Source organism: Streptomyces ossamyceticus, assembly GCF_001418475.1.
Taxonomy (GTDB): Bacteria; Actinomycetota; Actinomycetes; order Streptomycetales; family Streptomycetaceae; genus Streptomyces; species Streptomyces ossamyceticus.
Genome location: NZ_LIQX01000034.1, coordinates 1 through 17,608 on the forward strand (window position 1 = coordinate 1; position 17,608 = coordinate 17,608).

Below are 17,608 nucleotides of genomic sequence, written 5' to 3' on the forward strand. Positions count from 1 at the left end.
GGGGGCACGGCACCGGGACCGTTGTCACCGGCGCCGCCCTGGCGCGGAGCACCGCCGTCACCGAAGCTGCCGCCCGGACGCAGACCCGAGCCGCCGCCGGCGAAGCCGCCCTGGCGACCGGAGTCGTTGAAGTTCTCGAAGTTCCTGGTGTCGGGAGCACCGGTCCCGGCGGCCTGGAGGCCCTGCGGGGCACCTGGGGCCTGACCGCCGCCGAACGCACCGGCACCGGCGCCCGCCGGAGCCGGCCGGCCACCCTGCGGAGGCATCGGCGGACCGCCCTGCGGCCCACGCTGACCACCGGGGTTGCCCGGACCGCTGGGGTTGCCGGGCAGTGCCGCGCGCGGACCCTGACCGGCGCCGACCTGGCCGCGCTGCGGGGCGCCGCCGAGCAGACCGCCACCGGAGGGGCCACCGCCGAGCTGCGGGCCCGACTGGCCGGCCTGGCGACGCGCGGCGGCGGCACCGGCCGCGGCCTGCGCGGCGGCGGGGCCACCGGTGGAGGGGGCACCCTGGCCGGGCTTGCCGGGGGCCGGCTTCTTGTTGCCCTGCGCGACGTCCACGGGAAGCATGACCAGCGCGGTCGTGCCGCCCGAGTCGGACGGACGGAGCTGGATGCGTATGCCGTGACGCTGCGACAGACGACCGACCACGAACAGACCCATGCGGCGGGAGACCGACACGTCCACGGTGGGCGGCGAGGCGAGGCGCTCGTTGATCGCCGCGAGGTCCTCGGGGGAGAGGCCGATACCGGTGTCGTGGATCTCGATCAGCACCCGCCCGTCGGGCAGCGCGTGACCGGTGACCTTGACCTTGGTCTGCGGCGAGGAGAAGGAGGTCGCGTTCTCGAGCAGCTCGGCGAGGAGGTGCACGAGGTCGTTGACCACGCGGCCGGCCACTTCGGTGGTCGGCACGGCGGCCAGCTCGATGCGCTCGTACTGCTCCACCTCGGAGGCGGCGGCGCGGAGCACGTCGACCAGCGGGACCGGGCGGGTCCACCGGCGGCCGGGCTCCTCACCGGCGAGGACGAGGAGGTTCTCACCGTTACGGCGCATGCGGGTGGCGAGGTGGTCGAGCTTGAACAGCGAGGACAGCTGGTCCGGGTCGGCCTCGCGGGACTCCAGTTCGGAGATGAGCGAGAGCTGACGCTGGATGAGGCCCTGCGAGCGGCGCGAGAGGTTGGTGAACATCGCGTTGACGTTGCCCCGGAGGAGGGCCTGCTCGGCGGCGAGGCGGACCGCCTCGCGGTGCACGTCGTCGAAGGCCGCGGCCACCTGGCCGATCTCGTCCCGCGAGTGCACACCGACGGACTCGACAGAGGTGTCGACGTCCTGCGGGTCCGACTCCGAGAGCTGCTTGACCAGCTCGGGCAGACGGTCCTGGGCGACCTTGGTCGCCGTGTCCTGCAGCCTGCGCAGCGAGCGGATCATGGAGCGGGCCACGACGAACGCGCCGACCAGGGAGACACCGAGGACGAGCAGGATGAGCGCACCGGAGATGATCGCCTCTTGCTCGGCGTCCGCACGGAGCGCGCGAGCCGTCTGCTCCATCTCCTCGAGGAGCGAGCCCTCGATCTTCTCCATACGCTCGATCTTGGTCCCGGAGTCGTCGGTCCAGTCCTTGTACGAGCGCTTGTCCTGGCCGCGCAGACCGCCGGCGCTGGCGAGCACGCGGTCCGCGTAGAGGTCGGAGGCCTCGATGGTGGGGCTGGCGTCGTCGATCGGCTTGGTGAGCTCCTCGGCGCCGTCGCCGTAGATGTCGGCGAAGGCGGTGCGGTCGGACTCCTCGTTCGCCAGCGCCGAGCTGGCGTAGAGGCGGTCGTTCTCGGAGAGGGTGCCGAACGTGTCCTTGTTCTCCGGCAGGGCCGCGGCGATGACCGCGCGCTGCACGGACGCGTACTCCTTGGCCGAGGAGAACGCGGCCAGGGCGCGGGTGCGCTTGATCATGTCCGGGTTGCTGGTGGCCTCCGCCATGTCCTGGGAGAGTTCCAGCAGCTGGATGATCAGACGGTGGTAGGCCTCGACCGTCTGCGTGGAGTTCTTCGGGTCGGCGTAGGCCTTGTTGCGGACGCTGTTGAGGTTGTTGAGCTCACGCACGACGCGCACGAGGCTGTCGCGGACGCCGGGGAGGTTCTGGGCGGTGCTGGAGCTGTCGGCCTCTTGGGTCGCGTCGGCGAACTGGACGCGGGCCTGGTCCGTCTTCTGGCGGGCGCCCTTGACCGTGAAGTCGCTGGCGTCGAGACCCCGCGCGAGGGGACCGGCGGAGAGGTCGCGCTCGTTCTGCAACGCGTCGGCGAGCTCGGTCGCCTGCTTGGTCATGTCGGTCAGCAGCCGCATGTTGTCGAGCTGCTGGATGTCGTCCACGTTGTCGCCGATGCGCAGTGCGCCCAGCGAGGTCGCCGCCACCACGGGGAGGGCGAGCAGCGAGACGAGACGAGTGGAGATGCGCCAGTTGCGCAGGGCTACTCGTGATCCGGGACCGGTCACACCGGCCGTGTCGCCCTTGGGCTTGCCGGGCGCGGGAGGAGCGGACGCGCCGGTGCGCCCGGAGCGCTCACCGCCGTCGCCGATCTCCGCCGGACCCGGGTTCTGGGCGTGCTGGGGGGAGGAACCGTTACCGGTTCCGTTGTGTGGCTCCGGCTCCGCCGAAGCGCTGCCATCCCTCTTGAAACGTCCCTGCACTAGCTTCGCAACCTCTGGACCAGGCGCCCCACCGAATGAACGGCGGGACGGTGTCGGCGTCTTGGGGGCGCCCTGAATTACGTCCCCTGTGTGTGGTCGTGAGTGACCGGCGCTGGCTCCCCCTTCCGCCGCCGCCCGGCGCTGCTTTGCGCCCCTGCGCACCGGCACGATCCTGCGGCGGTCCGAGGAATTCCAGCACAGTGCCGGATCTGCAACAAGGCCAACGGATAACGGTCTGTTCACAGTGACAGTGCGTGAGGGGTGAGTCACTGGATGTGGAGGCAGATTCGCAGCAAAGCGGGCAAACTCCCGCGATATGGGGGCGCACGGGGGGTGTCCCAGTCGCCATGATCAGGAGCGGAATGCCTGATTCAGTTAACTGATGTCCGGTTTGTCCGAGTGAAGGGAGGGTCCGGATTGTCTGATTTGCCCATGAGTAGGTGAGCAAACTCACACGGTGATCATGCCTTCTTCCTGCCCTGGCCCGGGAATCGGATGTTTAGCCTGACGCTTTACAGGGATGGCGAATCCGACAACCCGCGCTTGTGGGGCGGCCCTTGCGGTCCGGCCCGGCGCCCGCTCACGACGAGGTCCTGGACAACAGTGAAGACGACGATGATGTTCCGCACGATAGCCAACCCCCGGCGCACCACGCTGGCCCACCTCGCCGACGCCGAGGACCTGCGCACGCCGGAGCAGGAGCACTCCGTCGACCTCCCCTCCCAGACCGCGAACCCCCGTCGTACGGTCCTGATGAACGTACCCGCCCAGTCCGCTGAGTAGTTGCAGGCTCAAGTACGCACGGAATCCGCCCTGTGCTCAAGGCGGATCCCGTGAACCCCGTGAAAGCGGAGGACCGCTCCGTCAGGTACGCGGACCAAGGGCGCCCGGCACCACGACCAGGGCGCCCTTTCCCATGGGTGCGGCCGACCGCGCCCCCTTAATGCGCGAGGCGGGCCCCCCTTGCCGCGTTAGCCTGGAGCGTCAGACTCCAGCCAGCTCAGGTAAGGGGCACGAGGATCCCGTGCGCATCGCCAGGTTCTCCATCGACGGGAACGTAGCCTTCGGAGCGGTCGAGGGCGACAAGCCGGACGAGCTCGTCCTGGACATCATCAAGGGCATCCCGTTCGCGGACTTCGAGCTCTCCGGCACGAAGGTCCCGGTGGCCTCCCGTGACGCGAGGACACGGGTCAGGCTGCTGCCGCCGGTGCTCCCCAACAAGGTCGTGGCCTTCGGCCGCAACTACGCCGAACACGCCCGGGAACTCGGCAACGAGGTCCCCGACGCCCCGTTCGCCTTCTTCAAGCCGGCCACCTCGGTGATCGGCCCCGGCGACGAGATCCAGTACCCGTCCTTCTCGCAGGAACTCCACCACGAGGCCGAGCTCGCCGTGGTCATCGGCCGGATGTGCCGCGAGGTCCCGCGCGAACGCGTCAAGGACGTGATCTTCGGCTACACCTGCGCCAACGACATCACCGCCCGTGACGTCCAGCGGCGCGAGAAGCAGTGGGCCCGGGCCAAGGGCTTCGACACGTCCTGCCCGCTCGGCCCCTGGGTCGAGACCGAACTGGACCCCTCGGACCTGACCATCCAGCTCACGGTCAACGGCGGTCAGCGCCAGCTCGGCCGCACGAGCGAGATGATCCACTCCATCGAGGACCTGATCGTCAACATCACCGAGGCCATGACGCTGCTCCCGGGCGACGTCATCCTCACGGGCACCCCGGCAGGGGTCGGCCCCCTCAACGTCGGCGACGAGGTCGCCGTCACCATCGAAGGCATCGGCACTCTCACCAACAAGGTGATCAAGCGTGGCTAACGGCTCCGTCCGCGTACGTTTCTGTCCGTCCCCGACCGGCAACCCCCATGTGGGACTGGTCCGCACGGCCCTCTTCAACTGGGCGTTCGCCCGCCACACCGGCGGCACGTTCGTCTTCCGCATCGAGGACACCGACGCGGCCCGCGACTCCGAGGAGTCCTACGAGCAGCTCCTGGACTCGCTGCGCTGGCTGGGCTTCACCTGGGACGAGGGCCCCGAGGTCGGCGGCCCGCACGCGCCGTACCGCCAGTCGCAGCGCATGGAGACGTACACGGAGATCGCCCGGAAGCTCCAGGACGCCGGCCACGCGTACTCCTGCTACTGCACCGCCTCCGAGCTGGAGGAGCGCCGTGACGCCGCCCGCGCCGCGGGCCGCCCCTCCGGCTACGACGGCAAGTGCCGCGAGGTCACGCCGGAGCAGAAGGCCCAGTACGAGGCCGAGGGCCGTGAGCCGATCGTCCGCTTCCGGATGCCCGACGAGACGATCACCTTCACCGACCTGGTCCGCGGCGAGCTGACCTTCACCCCGGAGAACGTCCCGGACTACGGCATCGTCCGCGCGAACGGCGCCCCGCTGTACACGCTGGTCAACCCGGTCGACGACGCCCTGATGGAGATCACCCACGTCCTGCGGGGCGAGGACCTGCTCTCCTCGACGCCGCGTCAGATCGCGCTCTACAAGGCGCTGATCGACCTGGGCGTCGCCAAGGAGATCCCGTCCTTCGGCCACCTGCCGTACGTGATGGGCGAGGGCAACAAGAAGCTCTCCAAGCGCGACCCGCAGTCCAGCCTGAACCTCTACCGGGAGCGCGGCTTCCTCCCCGAGGGCCTGCTGAACTACCTCTCCCTCCTCGGCTGGTCGCTCTCCGCGGACAAGGACATCTTCACGATCGAGGAGATGGTCGCCGCCTTCGACGTCGCCGACGTGAACCCCAACCCGGCCCGCTTCGACCTGAAGAAGGCCGAGGCGATCAACGCGGACCACATCCGCATGCTGAGCGTGACGGACTTCACCGAGCGCTGCGCCCCCTGGCTGAAGGCCCCCTTCGCCCCCTGGGCCCCGGAGGACTTCGACGAGGCCAAGTGGCAGGCCGTCGCCCCGCACGCGCAGACCCGGCTGAAGGTCCTCTCGGAGATCACCGACAACGTCGACTTCCTGTTCCTGCCGGAGCCGGTCGAGGACGAGGCGTCCTGGTCGAAGGCGATGAAGGAGGGCTCCGACGCCCTGCTGCGCACCGCGAAGGAGAAGCTGGAGTCCGCCGAATGGACCTCGGCCGAGTCCCTCAAGGAGGCCGTCCTGGCTGCCGGCGAGGCCCACGGCCTCAAGCTCGGCAAGGCGCAGGCTCCCGTCCGCGTGGCCGTCACCGGCCGCACGGTCGGCCTGCCCCTCTTCGAGTCCCTGGAGATCCTGGGCAAGGAGAAGACCCTGGCCCGCATCGACGCGGCCCTGGCCAAGCTGGCCGCGTAACGCCCGTGCGCAAGGGGCGGCACCCGGAGTTCCGGGTGCCGCCCCTTCGTCATCCGCCGGACAGGACGGCCGGCCTCGGGCTACCGTCGGACCATGAACATCAAGGCCGTGGTCTGGGACGTCGACGACACCCTCTTCGACTACACCACGGCCGACCGCACCGGGATGCGGGCGCATCTGACGGCGGAGGGGCTGCGCCGCTACGGCTCCGTCGAGGAGGCCCTCGACCGCTGGCGCGAACTCACGAGCCTGCACTGGCGGCGGTACGCGGCCGGTGAGGGCGACTGGGAGGCCACCCGGCGCGACCGGGTGCGCGACTTCCACGGCCGACCGCTGACCGACGCCGAGGCCGACGCCTGGTTCGAGCGCTACATCGTCCACTACGAGCGGGCCTGGGCGCTCTTCCCGGACGTCCTGCCCGTCCTGGACGCCCTCGCCGCGACCCACCGGCACGCGGTGCTCTCCAATTCCAGTCTCCCCGTGCAGGAGCGCAAGCTGCGCGCCCTCGGGGTGTGGGACCGCTTCGAGACGGTCCTGTGCGCCGAACAGCTGGGCGTCCACAAGCCGGCCGCCGAGGCCTTCCACGCCGCGTGCGAGTCCCTGGACCTGCCGCCGGGCGAGGTCGCGTACGTCGGCGACCACCCGGAGATCGACGGACAGGGTGCCGCCGAGGCGGGCCTGCTGTCGGTCTGGATCGATCGCGGCGGCCTCTACGCGACCGTCGACCCGCCGGTCGGACCGCACCGCATCGCCACCCTCGCCGAACTCCCCGCGATCCTCGGCTCGGATACTCGTTTTGGAGCGCCGTCCACCTTCGGGTAATGTTCTTTCTGCGCCGCCGGGGAGCGGGCCGAAAGGCCGGAACCGGAAGCGCAAACTAGAACAAGATCCCCTCAGGGGCTTGCGTTCCAGTGGCCTATGGTGTAATTGGCAGCACGACTGATTCTGGTTCAGTTAGTCTTGGTTCGAGTCCAGGTAGGCCAGCTCGCAGAGCTTATCTGCGCCAGCGGATCTCATCCGCAAGCCCCCGTTGTGTAGCGGCCTAGCACGCTGCCCTCTCAAGGCAGTAGCGCCGGTTCGAATCCGGTCGGGGGTACAGATCCTTCCCGCGAGGAGAGTTCGGGTCGCACCCTCTCACCTCGATGCAGGATCGCTAGGGCCCCCGTTGTGTAGCGGCCTAGCACGCCGCCCTCTCAAGGCGGTAGCGCCGGTTCGAATCCGGTCGGGGGTACTGACTGGTCTAAACCACATTGGTCTATGGTGTAATTGGCAGCACGACTGATTCTGGTTCAGTTAGTCTTGGTTCGAGTCCAGGTAGACCAGCTTGGACCTGCGGCGATGCAGTACTGAACGCCCGCAGGCTCCACGCCCCCGTTGTGTAGCGGCCTAGCACGCCGCCCTCTCAAGGCGGTAGCGCCGGTTCGAATCCGGTCGGGGGTACCTCACAGAAGGCCCTTCGCTTCGGCGGAGGGCCTTCGTCGTGCGCACGTCCGGAGCGGTGAAGCCACCGGAGCGGTGAAACAAGGGGGCGTGCCCCTTCGCCCGCCGGTGGCCCACTCACTCGAGGCCGTACCGCCGGGCCGACTCCTCCTCCTGGGCCAGCCGGTGCAGTGCCCGCAGCACCGGCTCGAACAGCACCGCCGAGGACACCGCCGACTCGACCATCTCCGTGTCGGACTCGTACGTCTCCATGCGGTCCAGGTCCCGTGCCGCCGCCTGACGCATCAACTCGGCGTACGGGGCCATGGTTTCGGCGTCGCACGGATACCCCAGCCGGATCTGCGTGGCCACCAGGGCCACCAGGGAACGGTGCACGGGGGACAGGGCCCCGATCTCCCGCGCCGCGTCCCAGCCCAGCGTCCGCAGCAACCGGTCCACCTCCGCCGTCGCGGCGGCCGTGGCCGGGTCCTCCTCGTCCGGGTCGGGGGCCTGGGGGAGTGCCCACAGCGCCGCGCCGAGGCGGATGGTGCGGCCCAGCGACTCGTCGTCGACGTGCTTGAGCACCTCCCTGGCGCTCGCCACCGGCACCCGCCCCACCTGGATCAACGCCCGCACCAGCCGCAGCCGGCGCAGATGCGTCTCGTCGTACTCGGCCGTCGTCGCGTTCAGCTGGCGGCCCGGCGCCAACAGCCCCTCGCGCAGGTAGTACTTGATCGTCGCGGTGGACACCCCGCTGCGTGCGCTCAACTCCGCCAACCGCATCTCTCTTGCGCCCCTCCTTGGGAAGTGTCACTATCCAAGCATGAGTGGTCGGATAGTGCTGCTCACCAACAAGGGGGAGTCATGTCGGGAAAGACGGTCGTCGCCGGACGGACCACCGCTGCCGCCGAGGGCGATGTGGTGGTCCTGCTCATCGGCGTGCGCATCAACCACTTCTGGGCCGTCCACCACTGGATGCCGGTGCTGACCGCGATGCCCCGGATGCTGCGCGAACTGCGCAAGGACCCGGGCCGGGGGCTGCTGAACGCGGTCCTGCTCACGGCCTCGCCGCGGACGTACTACGTCGTCCAGTACTGGGAGTCCAAGGAGAAGCTCTACGGCTACGCGCACGCGCCCGACGCGTTCCACCGTGTGGCGTGGGCCGCGATGAACCGCAAGGAGCGCAAGGGGAAAGGCCGCGGACACGTGGGGCTCTGGCACGAGACGTACGTGGTGCCGGAAGGGTCGTACGAGTCGATCTACGCGGACATGCCGGCCTTCGGTCTCGCGGCGGCCACCGGGGTGCTGCCGATCGAGAAGCGGGGCCGGTCCGCGAAGGAGCGGTTCGCCCACCGGAGGGTGGACGCCTGATCGGGGACGCACCGAGGCCGACCGTCCGTAAGGTGCGGTCGACCGCACGAGAAAAGGCCTGCCGCGGCGTTGAGGCAGGCCTTTTTCGTGGTCGTACGGCAGGGGGAGGGTCAGCCCGAGCGGCGCAGGGCCTCGGAGAGGCGGGCCGCGGCGTCGATCACCGCTTGGGCGTGCATACGGCCCGGGTGGCGGGTCAGGCGCTCGATCGGCCCGGAGACCGAGACCGCGGCGACCACGCGGTTGGAGGGGCCGCGGACCGGGGCCGAGACCGAGGCCACGCCCGGCTCGCGCTCGCCGATCGACTGGGCCCAGCCGCGGCGGCGCACCCCGGACAGGGCGGTCGCGGTGAAGCGGGCGCCCTGGAGGCCGCGGTGGAGGCGCTCGGGCTCCTCCCAGGCCATGAGGATCTGCGCCGAGGAGCCGGCCTTCATCGTGAGCGTCGAGCCGACCGGCACCGTGTCCCGCAGGCCGGACAGCCGCTCCGCCGCGGCGACGCAGATGCGCATGTCGCCCTGGCGGCGGTAGAGCTGGGCGCTCTCGCCCGTCACATCCCTGAGGTGCGTGAGCACCGGGCCGGCCGTGGCGAGGAGGCGGTCCTCACCGGCGGCCGCGGCCAGCTCGGCCAGCCTCGGGCCGAGGATGAAACGGCCCTGCATGTCCCGTGCCACCATGCGGTGGTGTTCCAGAGCCACGGCCAGGCGGTGGGCCGTGGGTCGTGCGAGTCCGGTGGCGCCGACCAGACCCGCGAGGGTGGCCGGACCGGACTCCAGAGCGCTCAGGACCAGGGCCGCCTTGTCCAGAACGCCGACGCCGCTACTGTTGTCCATGCAACGATACTCGCGTCTCACTCTGTGAAACGCAAGTTCAATTTCACGTGGACCTTGCCACTCTGGAAGCAGAACAACAGCGGCTCGCGGACCGACGAGCCCGGCGGCAGGCGCGTGCGACGAGGGGATGCGCACACGCTCGCCACCTCCGAGATCTAGTTGGGTCGACGCGCTGAGGCGTCGACCGGAGGGAAAGCGATGGGTAGGACACTCGCGGAGAAGGTCTGGGACGACCACGTCGTCCGGCGCGCCGAGGGCGAGCCCGACCTCCTCTTCATCGACTTGCACCTGCTGCACGAGGTGACCAGCCCCCAGGCCTTCGACGGTCTCCGCAAGAGCGGGCGGAAGGTCCGCCGGCTCGACCTGACCATCGCGACCGAGGACCACAACACCCCCACCCTCGACATCGACAAGCCCATCGCGGACCCCGTCTCCCGCGTCCAGCTGGAGACGCTGCGGAACAACGCCGCCGAGTTCGGCGTGCGGCTGCACCCGCTGGGTGACGTCGAGCAGGGTGTCGTCCACGTCGTGGGCCCGCAGCTGGGTCTGACCCAGCCCGGTATGACGGTCGTCTGCGGCGACTCCCACACCTCCACGCACGGCGCCTTCGGCGGTCTGGCGTTCGGCATCGGCACCTCCCAGGTGGAGCATGTGCTGGCCACCCAGACGCTGCCCATGGCCCGCCCGAAGACCATGGCCATCACGGTCGACGGCGAGCTGCCCGACGGTGTCACCGCCAAGGACCTGATCCTCGCGATCATCGCCAGGATCGGCACGGGCGGCGGTCAGGGCTACGTCCTGGAGTACCGCGGCTCCGCCATCGAGAATCTCTCGATGGAGGCCCGCATGACCATCTGCAACATGTCGATCGAGGCCGGTGCCCGCGCGGGCATGATCGCCCCCGACCAGACCACGTTCGACTACCTGGAGGGCCGTCCGCACGCCCCCAAGGGCGAGGACTGGGACGCGGCCGTCGCGTACTGGAAGACCCTCAGGACGGACGACGACGCCGAGTTCGACGCCGAGGTCGTGATCGAGGCCGCCGAGCTGTCGCCGTTCGTCACCTGGGGCACCAACCCCGGCCAGGGTGCGCCGCTTTCGGCGGACGTCCCCGATCCGGCTTCGTACGAAGACGCTTCGGAGCGCCTGGCCGCCGAAAAGGCCCTGGAGTACATGGGGTTGGAGGCCGGACAGCCGCTGCGCTCCATCAAGGTGGACACCGTCTTCGTAGGTTCCTGCACCAACGGCCGCATCGAGGACCTGCGCGCCGCCGCGGACCTGCTCAAGGGCCGCAAAGTCGCCGACGGCGTACGGATGCTGGTCGTCCCCGGCTCCGCGCGGGTCGGTCTCCAGGCCGTCTCCGAGGGCCTGGACGTCGTCTTCAAGGAGGCCGGCGCCGAGTGGCGGCACGCGGGCTGCTCCATGTGCCTGGGCATGAACCCGGACCAGCTGGCCCCCGGTGAGCGTTCCGCGTCCACCTCCAACCGCAACTTCGAGGGCCGGCAGGGCAAGGGCGGCCGTACGCACCTGGTCTCGCCGCAGGTCGCCGCCGCGACCGCCGTGCTGGGCCACCTGGCCTCGCCCGCCGACCTGTCCGACGCCCCCGCGCCCGCTGGAGTCTGAGAGTCATGGAAGCATTCACCACGCACACCGGCCGGGCCGTCCCGCTGCGCCGCAGCAACGTCGACACCGACCAGATCATCCCCGCCCACTGGCTCAAGAAGGTGACCAGGGACGGCTTCGAGGACGGGCTGTTCGAGGCCTGGCGCAAGGACGAGACCTTCATCCTCAACCAGCCCGAGCGCGCGGGTGCCACGGTCCTGGTCGCCGGCCCCGACTTCGGCACCGGCTCCTCCCGTGAGCACGCGGTCTGGGCGCTGCAGAACTACGGCTTCAAGGCCGTGATCTCCTCCCGGTTCGCCGACATCTTCCGCGGCAACTCGCTCAAGAACGGCCTGCTCACGGTCGTGCTGGAGCAGAAGATCGTGGATTCGCTGTGGGAGCTCACCGACAAGGACCCCCAGGCCGAGGTGACGGTCGACCTGGAGACCCGGCAGGTGCGTGCCGAGGGCATCACCGCCTCCTTCGAGCTGGACGAGAACTCCCGCTGGCGGCTGCTGAACGGGCTGGACGACATCTCCATCACCCTCCAGAACGAGGCCGACATCGCCGCGTACGAGGCCAAGCGGCCGTCGTACAAGCCGCGGACGCTGCCGGTCTGATCCGCCGCGCGGACCACCCCCCCGGGGAGGCCCGCGCACGACGGATTCCAGCCACCGCCACACCCCTCTGTACCCCCAATCGTGCACGGTTGGGGGTACAGCCATGTTTGGCGTAACGCACCTTGGAAGTGGGGTGCAGAAAGGTTTCAACTCCCCTAGTTACAAAGGCGATTACCGGGGTACGCGCATCATCGTGCGGCATTGGATGGGGGTGCTCGACAGGCCCCCCGGAGACGGCAGTTGCCCCCTGGGCAGGCGACAACTCGCCCCAGATGGCACAATCTGTGCATGGAACACGACGGCCAACTCGAGCTCTATGCGGCGGTCGCGGGCCAACTCAAGGAAGCGCACGCAAGAGTGCGCGCACTGCAAGTCCCGGAGGGCGTACGGATGGCGCTGACCCGGAAGCTGCTGGTCATTACGGCCGTGGCCAAGCACGATCTCGCCGACGCGGCAAGGCGTCTGGAGAGCTTCACGGTGGACCTCGACGAGGGGCGAATGCCCACCGGGGAACGCTGAAGCAACTCTGTGACAGCCGAGTTCGTTGCGGCACAAGGGTGATAAGCCCGTTTCGTGTTTGATTTGCGGTATATATCTGCCTAACGTGCGAAAAGCTTGAACACTTTCGTTCTGGCGATGTCTCCGAAGGGGAAGACGTGAACAAGGCGCAGCTCGTAGAAGCGATTGCGGACAAGCTCGGTGGCCGTCAGCAGGCCGCCGACGCGGTGGACGCCGTCCTGGACGCCATCGTCCGGGCGACGGTCGCGGGTGAGAGGGTCTCGGTCACCGGCTTCGGTTCGTTCGAGAAGGTCGAGCGTCCCGCCCGTTACGCCCGCAACCCGCAGACGGGTGAGCGGGTTCGGGTGAAGAAGACCTCCGTGCCCCGCTTCCGCGCAGGTCAGGGCTTCAAGGACCTGGTGAGCGGCTCCAAGAAGCTGCCCCGCGGCGGCGAGGTCGCCGTCAAGAAGGCGCCCAAGGGCAGCCTGAGCGGCGGCGCCTCGGCGACGGTCAAGAAGGCGGCCGCGAAGAAGACGACGACCGCGAAGAAGGCCACCACGGCCCGTAAGACGACGCCCGCCAAGAAGACCACGGCGGCGGCGAAGAAGACGACGGCGAAGAAGACCACCGCGAAGAAGACGACGGCGACGAAGTCGACCGCGGCGAAGAAGACCACGGCCGCGAAGTCGACCGCGGCGAAGAAGACCACCGCGGCCAAGGCCCCGGCCAAGAAGGCCACCGCGAAGAAGGCTCCGGCCAAGAAGTCGTCGGCTCGAAAGACCACGGCGAAGAAGACTGCCGCCCGTTAGCAGGGGGGGCGCTGGATACTCACACGCGCCGGGCCGGGCTCCTAGTCGGAGCCCGGCCCGCGGCGTTCTCGGGGTAAGGGTTCGTTGAGAATTCCCGGTTCCCCGCTCCCTTTCGGCGGAGCCTCTGGCCGGCCCGCCTCAGAAAGTCTGCAACGTGATCAACGTGACGCGGAGGGCGTCGCCCGTGCCCTCCGTCTCGATGCGGACGCGCTGCCCGGGGCGGAGGAGGCGCAGGCCCCCCGCGTCGAAGGCCGGGGCGTCGAAGGGCACGGGGGTGCCGTCGTCCAGGAGGACCTGGCCCGAGCGGGTGGCGGCGTCGTAGGTGTACGCGGTGGCCTGCATGGACGCAGCCTACTGGCCGGGTATCAGCAGGCGCGCGGCCGCGGCGGCCGTACGGGGGCCCACGCCGAGACAGAGGGCGGCGCGCAGGTCGTCCCCGGTGTCGACGTCCTGGCGTACCGAGTCGACGTCGTCGAGCACGAGCTCCACGGCGCCGGAGCGGCGGTGGCTGTGCCGGGAGCCGGGGCCGAACGCCGGGCGCAGCGCCCGGCCGGGAGCGGCGGCGAGCAGCGTGGTCCCGGTGCCGGCGGCGTCCGCGAGGAACGCCCGCGGGAACGCGGCTGTGGCGCCCAGGACGCGGGCGAGTTCGTCGGGGCGCAGCGCCGGCAGATCGGCGTTCAGCGTGGCCACCGGGGCGTACGGCCTGGCGGTGCGCGCGAGGGCCGCCGCGTGCCGCAGCGCCGCGTTCAGACCGTCCGCCGGATCGGTCGCCGGATCGGCCGCGGGATCGTCGGGGACGATCCGGGCGCCGAGCGCCGCCAGCTCACGCCCGGCCAGCGGATCGTCCGTGACGACCACCACATCGTGCACCGCCGCACAGGCCAGCGCCGCGGCCACCGTGTCCAGCGCGAAGGCGAGGGCCAGGCCGGGGCGCACGCCGTCGTCGGCGGTGTCCGCGAGCCTGCTCTTGGCCCGCGCCAAGGGTTTCAGGGGTACGGCCAGGGTCCACTGCACGGGTGTTCCGTCCCTCTCTCGTCGCCGCCATTGTCACCTGGGGGCCACGGAAGTCCGCAGGGCGGGGCGTACGGTGTTCTCGACAGACCGGCGGTCCGGGGCGACACTTGTGCGGCTCCCCGGGCGAGGAGCCCCCTGGCCCCCCTGGCCCCCTAGAGGAAGGTGTCCGAGTGTCCCGCCGCAGAATCGGCTTCTGGTACCGCTTCGCCGCGGTCCTGTGCAAACCGCCGCTGGTGATTCTGATCAAGCGGGACTGGCGCGGAATGGAGAACATTCCTGCTGAAGGCGGATTTATCACCGCGGTGAACCACAATTCGCATGTGGACCCCTTCGCGTACGCGCACTTTCAGTACAACAGCGGCCGCGTTCCGCGATTCCTCGCGAAGAGCGGCCTTTTCAAGAAGGGATTCGTGGGCGCCGCGATGCGCGGCACCGGACAGATCCCCGTCTACCGCGAGACCACGGACGCCCTGAGCGCCTTCCGTGCCGCGATCGACGCCGTGGAGCGCGGCGAGTGCGTCGCCTTCTACCCGGAGGGCACCATCACCCGGGACCCCGACCAGTGGCCCATGACCGGCAAGACCGGCGCCGCGCGGGTCGCCCTCCAGACCAAGTGCCCGGTGATCCCCGTGGCGCAGTGGGGCGCCAACGAGCTGTTGCCGCCGTACGCCAAGAAGCCCCACTTCCTGCCGCGCAAGACGCACCACGTGCTCGCGGGCCCGCCCGTCGACCTCTCCAGCTTCTACGACAGGGAGATGACCCCCGACCTGCTGAAGGACGCCACGGAGGTCATCATGGCCGCCATCACCCGCCAGCTGGAGGAGATCCGCGGCGAGAAGGCGCCCGAGACTCCCTACGACCCGAAGCGGGAGCGCATCGAGCAGCGGCGCCGGACCGCGGCGGCGGTCGAGCACCAGCGGCCCGGTCAGCACAATGGAGCCCTGCGGGAACAGGAACCACAGGAAGAGGGGCAGGGCAAGTGAGCAAGCCGGTCAAGGCGGCCGTGTTCAGCGCCGGTTCATGGGGCACGGCCTTCGGCATGGTGCTCGCCGACGCGGGGTGCGAGGTCACGCTGTGGGCACGCCGTCCGGAGGTCGCGGACGCCATCAACTCCACCCGGACCAACGTGGACTATCTGCCGGGCCTGGAGCTCCCGCGGAACGTGCGCGCCACCACGGACCCGGCCGAGGCCGCTGCCGGCGCCGACTTCACCGTGCTGTCCGTCCCCTCCCAGACGCTGCGCGCCAACCTCGCCGAATGGGTGCCGCTGCTGGCCCCGGACACCGTCCTCGTCTCGCTCATGAAGGGCGTCGAACTCGGTTCCGCCATGCGGATGAGCGAGGTCATCGAGGATGTCGCCAAGGTCGGGCAGGAGCGGATCGCCGTCGTCACCGGCCCCAATCTGGCACGGGAGATCGCTTCCCGCATGCCGGCCGCCTCCGTGGTCGCCTGCACCGACGAGGCCGTCGCCCAGCGACTCCAGGCCGCCTGCCACACCTCGTACTTCCGCCCGTACACCAACACCGATGTCGTCGGCTGTGAACTGGGCGGCGCCGTCAAGAACGTCATCGGTCTCGCCGTCGGCATCGCGGACGGCATGGGCCTCGGCGACAACGCCAAGGGGTCGCTCATCACCCGCGGCCTCGCCGAGACCACCCGACTGGGCCTGGCCATGGGCGCCGATCCGCTGACCTTCTCCGGGCTCGCGGGCCTCGGCGACCTGGTGGCGACCTGCTCCTCGCCGCTCTCCCGCAACCACACCTTCGGTACCAACCTCGGCAAGGGCATGACCCTCCAGGAGACCATCGCGGTCACCAAGCAGACCGCCGAGGGCGTCAAGTCCTGTGAGTCCGTCGCGGACTTGGCGCGTCGGCACGGCGTCGACATGCCGATCACGGAGACGGTCGTCGACATCGTGCACGAAGGCAAGCCGCCCGTGGTCGCCCTCAAGGAGCTGATGTCGCGCTCCGCCAAGTCGGAGCGACGCTGAGCGATACCGGCCGTGCGGGCGCTGACGACCGCACTACCAACGGGTACTCTCATCGCGATATGAGCACCGAGAACCTCCCCCAGAGCCCTGAGCAGCCGCCCCGCAAGCCGCGCGTGGCCGTCGTCTTCGGCGGCCGCAGCTCGGAACACGGGATCTCCGTGGTCACGGCCGGCGCCGTCCTGCGTGCCATCGACCGGACGAAGTACGACGTCCTGCCGATCGGCATCACCCGGGACGGCCGTTGGGCGCTCACCGCCGACGAGCCGGAGCGCATGGCGATCACCGACCGCCGCACGCCGACCGTCGAGGAGCTCGCCGAGTCCCAGGAGGGCGGCGTGGTGCTCCCCGTCGACCCGGCCAACCGCGAGGTCGTCTACAGCGAGCCCGGTTCGGTGCCCAAGGCGCTCGGCGAGGTCGACGTCGTCTTCCCCGTCCTGCACGGCCCGTACGGCGAGGACGGCACCCTCCAGGGTCTGCTGGAGCTGTCCGGCGTCCCGTACGTCGGCTCGGGCGTCCTCGCCTCGGCCGTCGGCCAGGACAAGGAGTACATGAAGCGGGTGTTCACCTCCTTCGGGCTGCGGGTCGGCCCGTACGTGGTGATCCGGCCGCGCGAGTGGCAGCTCGACGAGTCCGCCGCACGCAAGAAGATCATCGACTTCGCCGGTGAGCACGGCTGGCCGCTCTTCGTGAAGCCGGCCCGCGCGGGCTCCTCCATCGGCATCACCAAGGTCGACGACCTGGCCGGTCTGGACGAGGCGATCGCGGAGGCCCAGAACCACGACCCGAAGATCCTCGTCGAGGCCGCGCTGCGGGGCCGCGAGATCGAGTGCGGCGTCCTGGAGTTCGAGGACGGACCCCGCGCCTCCGTGCCCGCCGAGATCCCGCCGCCCGAGACCCACGCGTACTACGACTTCGAGGCCAAGTACATCGACTCGACGCCGGGTATCGTCCCGGCGCCCCTGACGGAGGAGGAGACCGCCGAGGTCCGGCGCCTCGCCGTCGACGCCTTCGAGGCCGCCTCCTGCGAGGGCCTGGTCCGCGCGGACTTCTTCCTCACGGAGGACGGCCACTTCGTCATCAACGAGATCAACACGCTCCCCGGTTTCACGCCGATCTCGATGTACCCGGCGATGTGGCAGGCGAGCGGCATCGCGTATCCGGAGTTGGTGGACCGCCTGATCCAGGCGGCACTGCGCAGGCCGACCGGCCTTCGCTGACGCACACGGCACCCCCGAGGGGGCGATCCCCCAGGGGGTCGCCCCCTTGATCGCGGGTACGCCGTCCAGGGCGGCCGGGGAACACGGCAGCGCAGTATGATCGCCGGGCTGCCCCGGACCGCCCGTCAGCGGCGGGGCGGGCCCGGGGGCCCGGCGGCCGAGACCGTCCACCGTCCGCGGCGACGCCCCGTCCAGGTTCCGGCACAGCTTCGTGACGGTCGAGTCCGGGCCGGGAACCGCCGCTGATCCGCTGTCGTCTGCTGAGGAGCAGCCCGC

The 17,608-nt window shown here is 70.0% G+C and carries 17 protein-coding genes and 5 tRNA genes; 17 read left to right on the top strand and 5 right to left on the bottom strand.

What is annotated here, in order from left to right; translation table 11 throughout:
• Positions 1-2,678, bottom strand: a 2,678-nt coding sequence (locus tag AOK15_RS03235) for a sensor histidine kinase (protein WP_055512524.1), incomplete at its 3' end; no start/stop codon positions are given.
• Between the two features lie 603 nt (positions 2,679-3,281).
• Here AOK15_RS03235 and AOK15_RS03240 point away from each other — a divergent pair.
• From AOK15_RS03240 to AOK15_RS03280, 9 genes are all read left to right on the top strand, one after another.
• Positions 3,282-3,461, top strand: a complete 180-nt coding sequence (locus AOK15_RS03240; protein ID WP_055512526.1) for a hypothetical protein — start codon at positions 3,282-3,284, stop codon at positions 3,459-3,461.
• Positions 3,462-3,702: 241 nt separating this feature from the next.
• Positions 3,703-4,497, top strand: coding sequence for a fumarylacetoacetate hydrolase family protein (locus tag AOK15_RS03245; protein ID WP_055512528.1), 795 nt, complete (start codon positions 3,703-3,705; stop codon positions 4,495-4,497).
• Positions 4,490-5,965, top strand: a complete 1,476-nt coding sequence (gene gltX, locus AOK15_RS03250) for a glutamate--tRNA ligase (RefSeq protein WP_079058282.1) — start codon at positions 4,490-4,492, stop codon at positions 5,963-5,965. Before AOK15_RS03245 ends, gltX begins: the two co-directional genes overlap by 8 nt.
• Positions 5,966-6,058: 93 nt before the next feature.
• On the top strand, positions 6,059-6,787 hold the full coding sequence (locus AOK15_RS03255) for an HAD family hydrolase (RefSeq protein ID WP_055512534.1): 729 nt from the start codon (positions 6,059-6,061) through the stop codon (positions 6,785-6,787).
• Between the two features lie 90 nt (positions 6,788-6,877).
• A tRNA-Gln gene (locus tag AOK15_RS03260) sits at positions 6,878-6,949 on the top strand.
• 39 nt (positions 6,950-6,988) lie between these two features.
• A tRNA-Glu gene (locus AOK15_RS03265) sits at positions 6,989-7,061 on the top strand.
• Positions 7,062-7,123: 62 nt separating this feature from the next.
• A tRNA-Glu gene (locus tag AOK15_RS03270) sits at positions 7,124-7,196 on the top strand.
• 20 nt (positions 7,197-7,216) lie between these two features.
• A tRNA-Gln gene (locus AOK15_RS03275) sits at positions 7,217-7,288 on the top strand.
• 44 nt (positions 7,289-7,332) lie between these two features.
• Positions 7,333-7,405 (top strand) — tRNA-Glu (locus tag AOK15_RS03280).
• Between the two features lie 117 nt (positions 7,406-7,522).
• Here the strand turns inward: AOK15_RS03280 and AOK15_RS03285 are convergent.
• A complete protein-coding gene (locus tag AOK15_RS03285; RefSeq protein WP_055512536.1) occupies positions 7,523-8,167 on the bottom strand; it encodes a MerR family transcriptional regulator in 645 nt (214 codons plus the stop codon).
• Positions 8,168-8,248: 81 nt separating this feature from the next.
• On the opposite strand from AOK15_RS03285, the gene AOK15_RS03290 reads away from it, so the two are divergent.
• Positions 8,249-8,755, top strand: a complete 507-nt coding sequence (locus AOK15_RS03290; protein WP_055512538.1) for a DUF4188 domain-containing protein — start codon at positions 8,249-8,251, stop codon at positions 8,753-8,755.
• Between the two features lie 110 nt (positions 8,756-8,865).
• On the opposite strand, the gene ndgR is transcribed toward AOK15_RS03290, so the two are convergent.
• On the bottom strand, positions 8,866-9,582 hold the full coding sequence (gene ndgR, locus AOK15_RS03295; protein ID WP_009320373.1) for an IclR family transcriptional regulator NdgR: 717 nt from the start codon (positions 9,580-9,582) through the stop codon (positions 8,866-8,868).
• 198 nt (positions 9,583-9,780) lie between these two features.
• On the opposite strand from ndgR, the gene leuC reads away from it, so the two are divergent.
• The 4 genes from leuC (at position 9,781) to AOK15_RS03315 (ending at position 13,111) form a co-directional block, all read left to right on the top strand.
• Positions 9,781-11,205: a 3-isopropylmalate dehydratase large subunit gene (leuC, locus tag AOK15_RS03300; protein WP_055512540.1), complete on the top strand. Its 1,425-nt coding sequence runs from the start codon at positions 9,781-9,783 to the stop codon at positions 11,203-11,205.
• Between the two features lie 5 nt (positions 11,206-11,210).
• Positions 11,211-11,804, top strand: coding sequence for a 3-isopropylmalate dehydratase small subunit (leuD, locus tag AOK15_RS03305; protein WP_055512542.1), 594 nt, complete (start codon positions 11,211-11,213; stop codon positions 11,802-11,804).
• A 288-nt stretch (positions 11,805-12,092) separates the two neighbouring features.
• Positions 12,093-12,323: an SCO5555 family protein gene (locus AOK15_RS03310; RefSeq protein ID WP_055512544.1), complete on the top strand. Its 231-nt coding sequence runs from the start codon at positions 12,093-12,095 to the stop codon at positions 12,321-12,323.
• A 137-nt stretch (positions 12,324-12,460) separates the two neighbouring features.
• A complete protein-coding gene (locus AOK15_RS03315; protein ID WP_055512546.1) occupies positions 12,461-13,111 on the top strand; it encodes an HU family DNA-binding protein in 651 nt (216 codons plus the stop codon).
• A gap of 138 nt (positions 13,112-13,249) precedes the next feature.
• Here AOK15_RS03315 and AOK15_RS03320 read toward each other — a convergent pair whose 3' ends face one another.
• Positions 13,250-13,453: a hypothetical protein gene (locus AOK15_RS03320; protein ID WP_055512549.1), complete on the bottom strand. Its 204-nt coding sequence runs from the start codon at positions 13,451-13,453 to the stop codon at positions 13,250-13,252.
• A 9-nt stretch (positions 13,454-13,462) separates the two neighbouring features.
• Entirely contained in the window at positions 13,463-14,125 is a 663-nt protein-coding gene (gene cofC, locus AOK15_RS03325; RefSeq protein WP_055512551.1) for a 2-phospho-L-lactate guanylyltransferase, read from the bottom strand.
• A gap of 170 nt (positions 14,126-14,295) precedes the next feature.
• Here cofC and AOK15_RS03330 point away from each other — a divergent pair, with 170 nt between their 5' ends.
• The 3 genes from AOK15_RS03330 to AOK15_RS03340 are packed head-to-tail and all read left to right on the top strand — an operon-like array spanning position 14,296 to position 17,332.
• Positions 14,296-15,108: a lysophospholipid acyltransferase family protein gene (locus AOK15_RS03330; protein WP_055512553.1), complete on the top strand. Its 813-nt coding sequence runs from the start codon at positions 14,296-14,298 to the stop codon at positions 15,106-15,108.
• Positions 15,105-16,115 carry an NAD(P)H-dependent glycerol-3-phosphate dehydrogenase gene (locus AOK15_RS03335; protein WP_055512555.1) on the top strand — a complete coding sequence of 337 codons (1,011 nt, stop codon included), beginning with the start codon at positions 15,105-15,107 and terminating at the stop codon, positions 16,113-16,115. The genes AOK15_RS03330 and AOK15_RS03335 overlap by 4 nt, the downstream gene beginning before the upstream one ends.
• A gap of 59 nt (positions 16,116-16,174) precedes the next feature.
• Positions 16,175-17,332, top strand: a complete 1,158-nt coding sequence (locus AOK15_RS03340) for a D-alanine--D-alanine ligase family protein (RefSeq protein ID WP_055512557.1) — start codon at positions 16,175-16,177, stop codon at positions 17,330-17,332.
• The last annotated feature ends 276 nt before the right edge of the window (positions 17,333-17,608 follow it).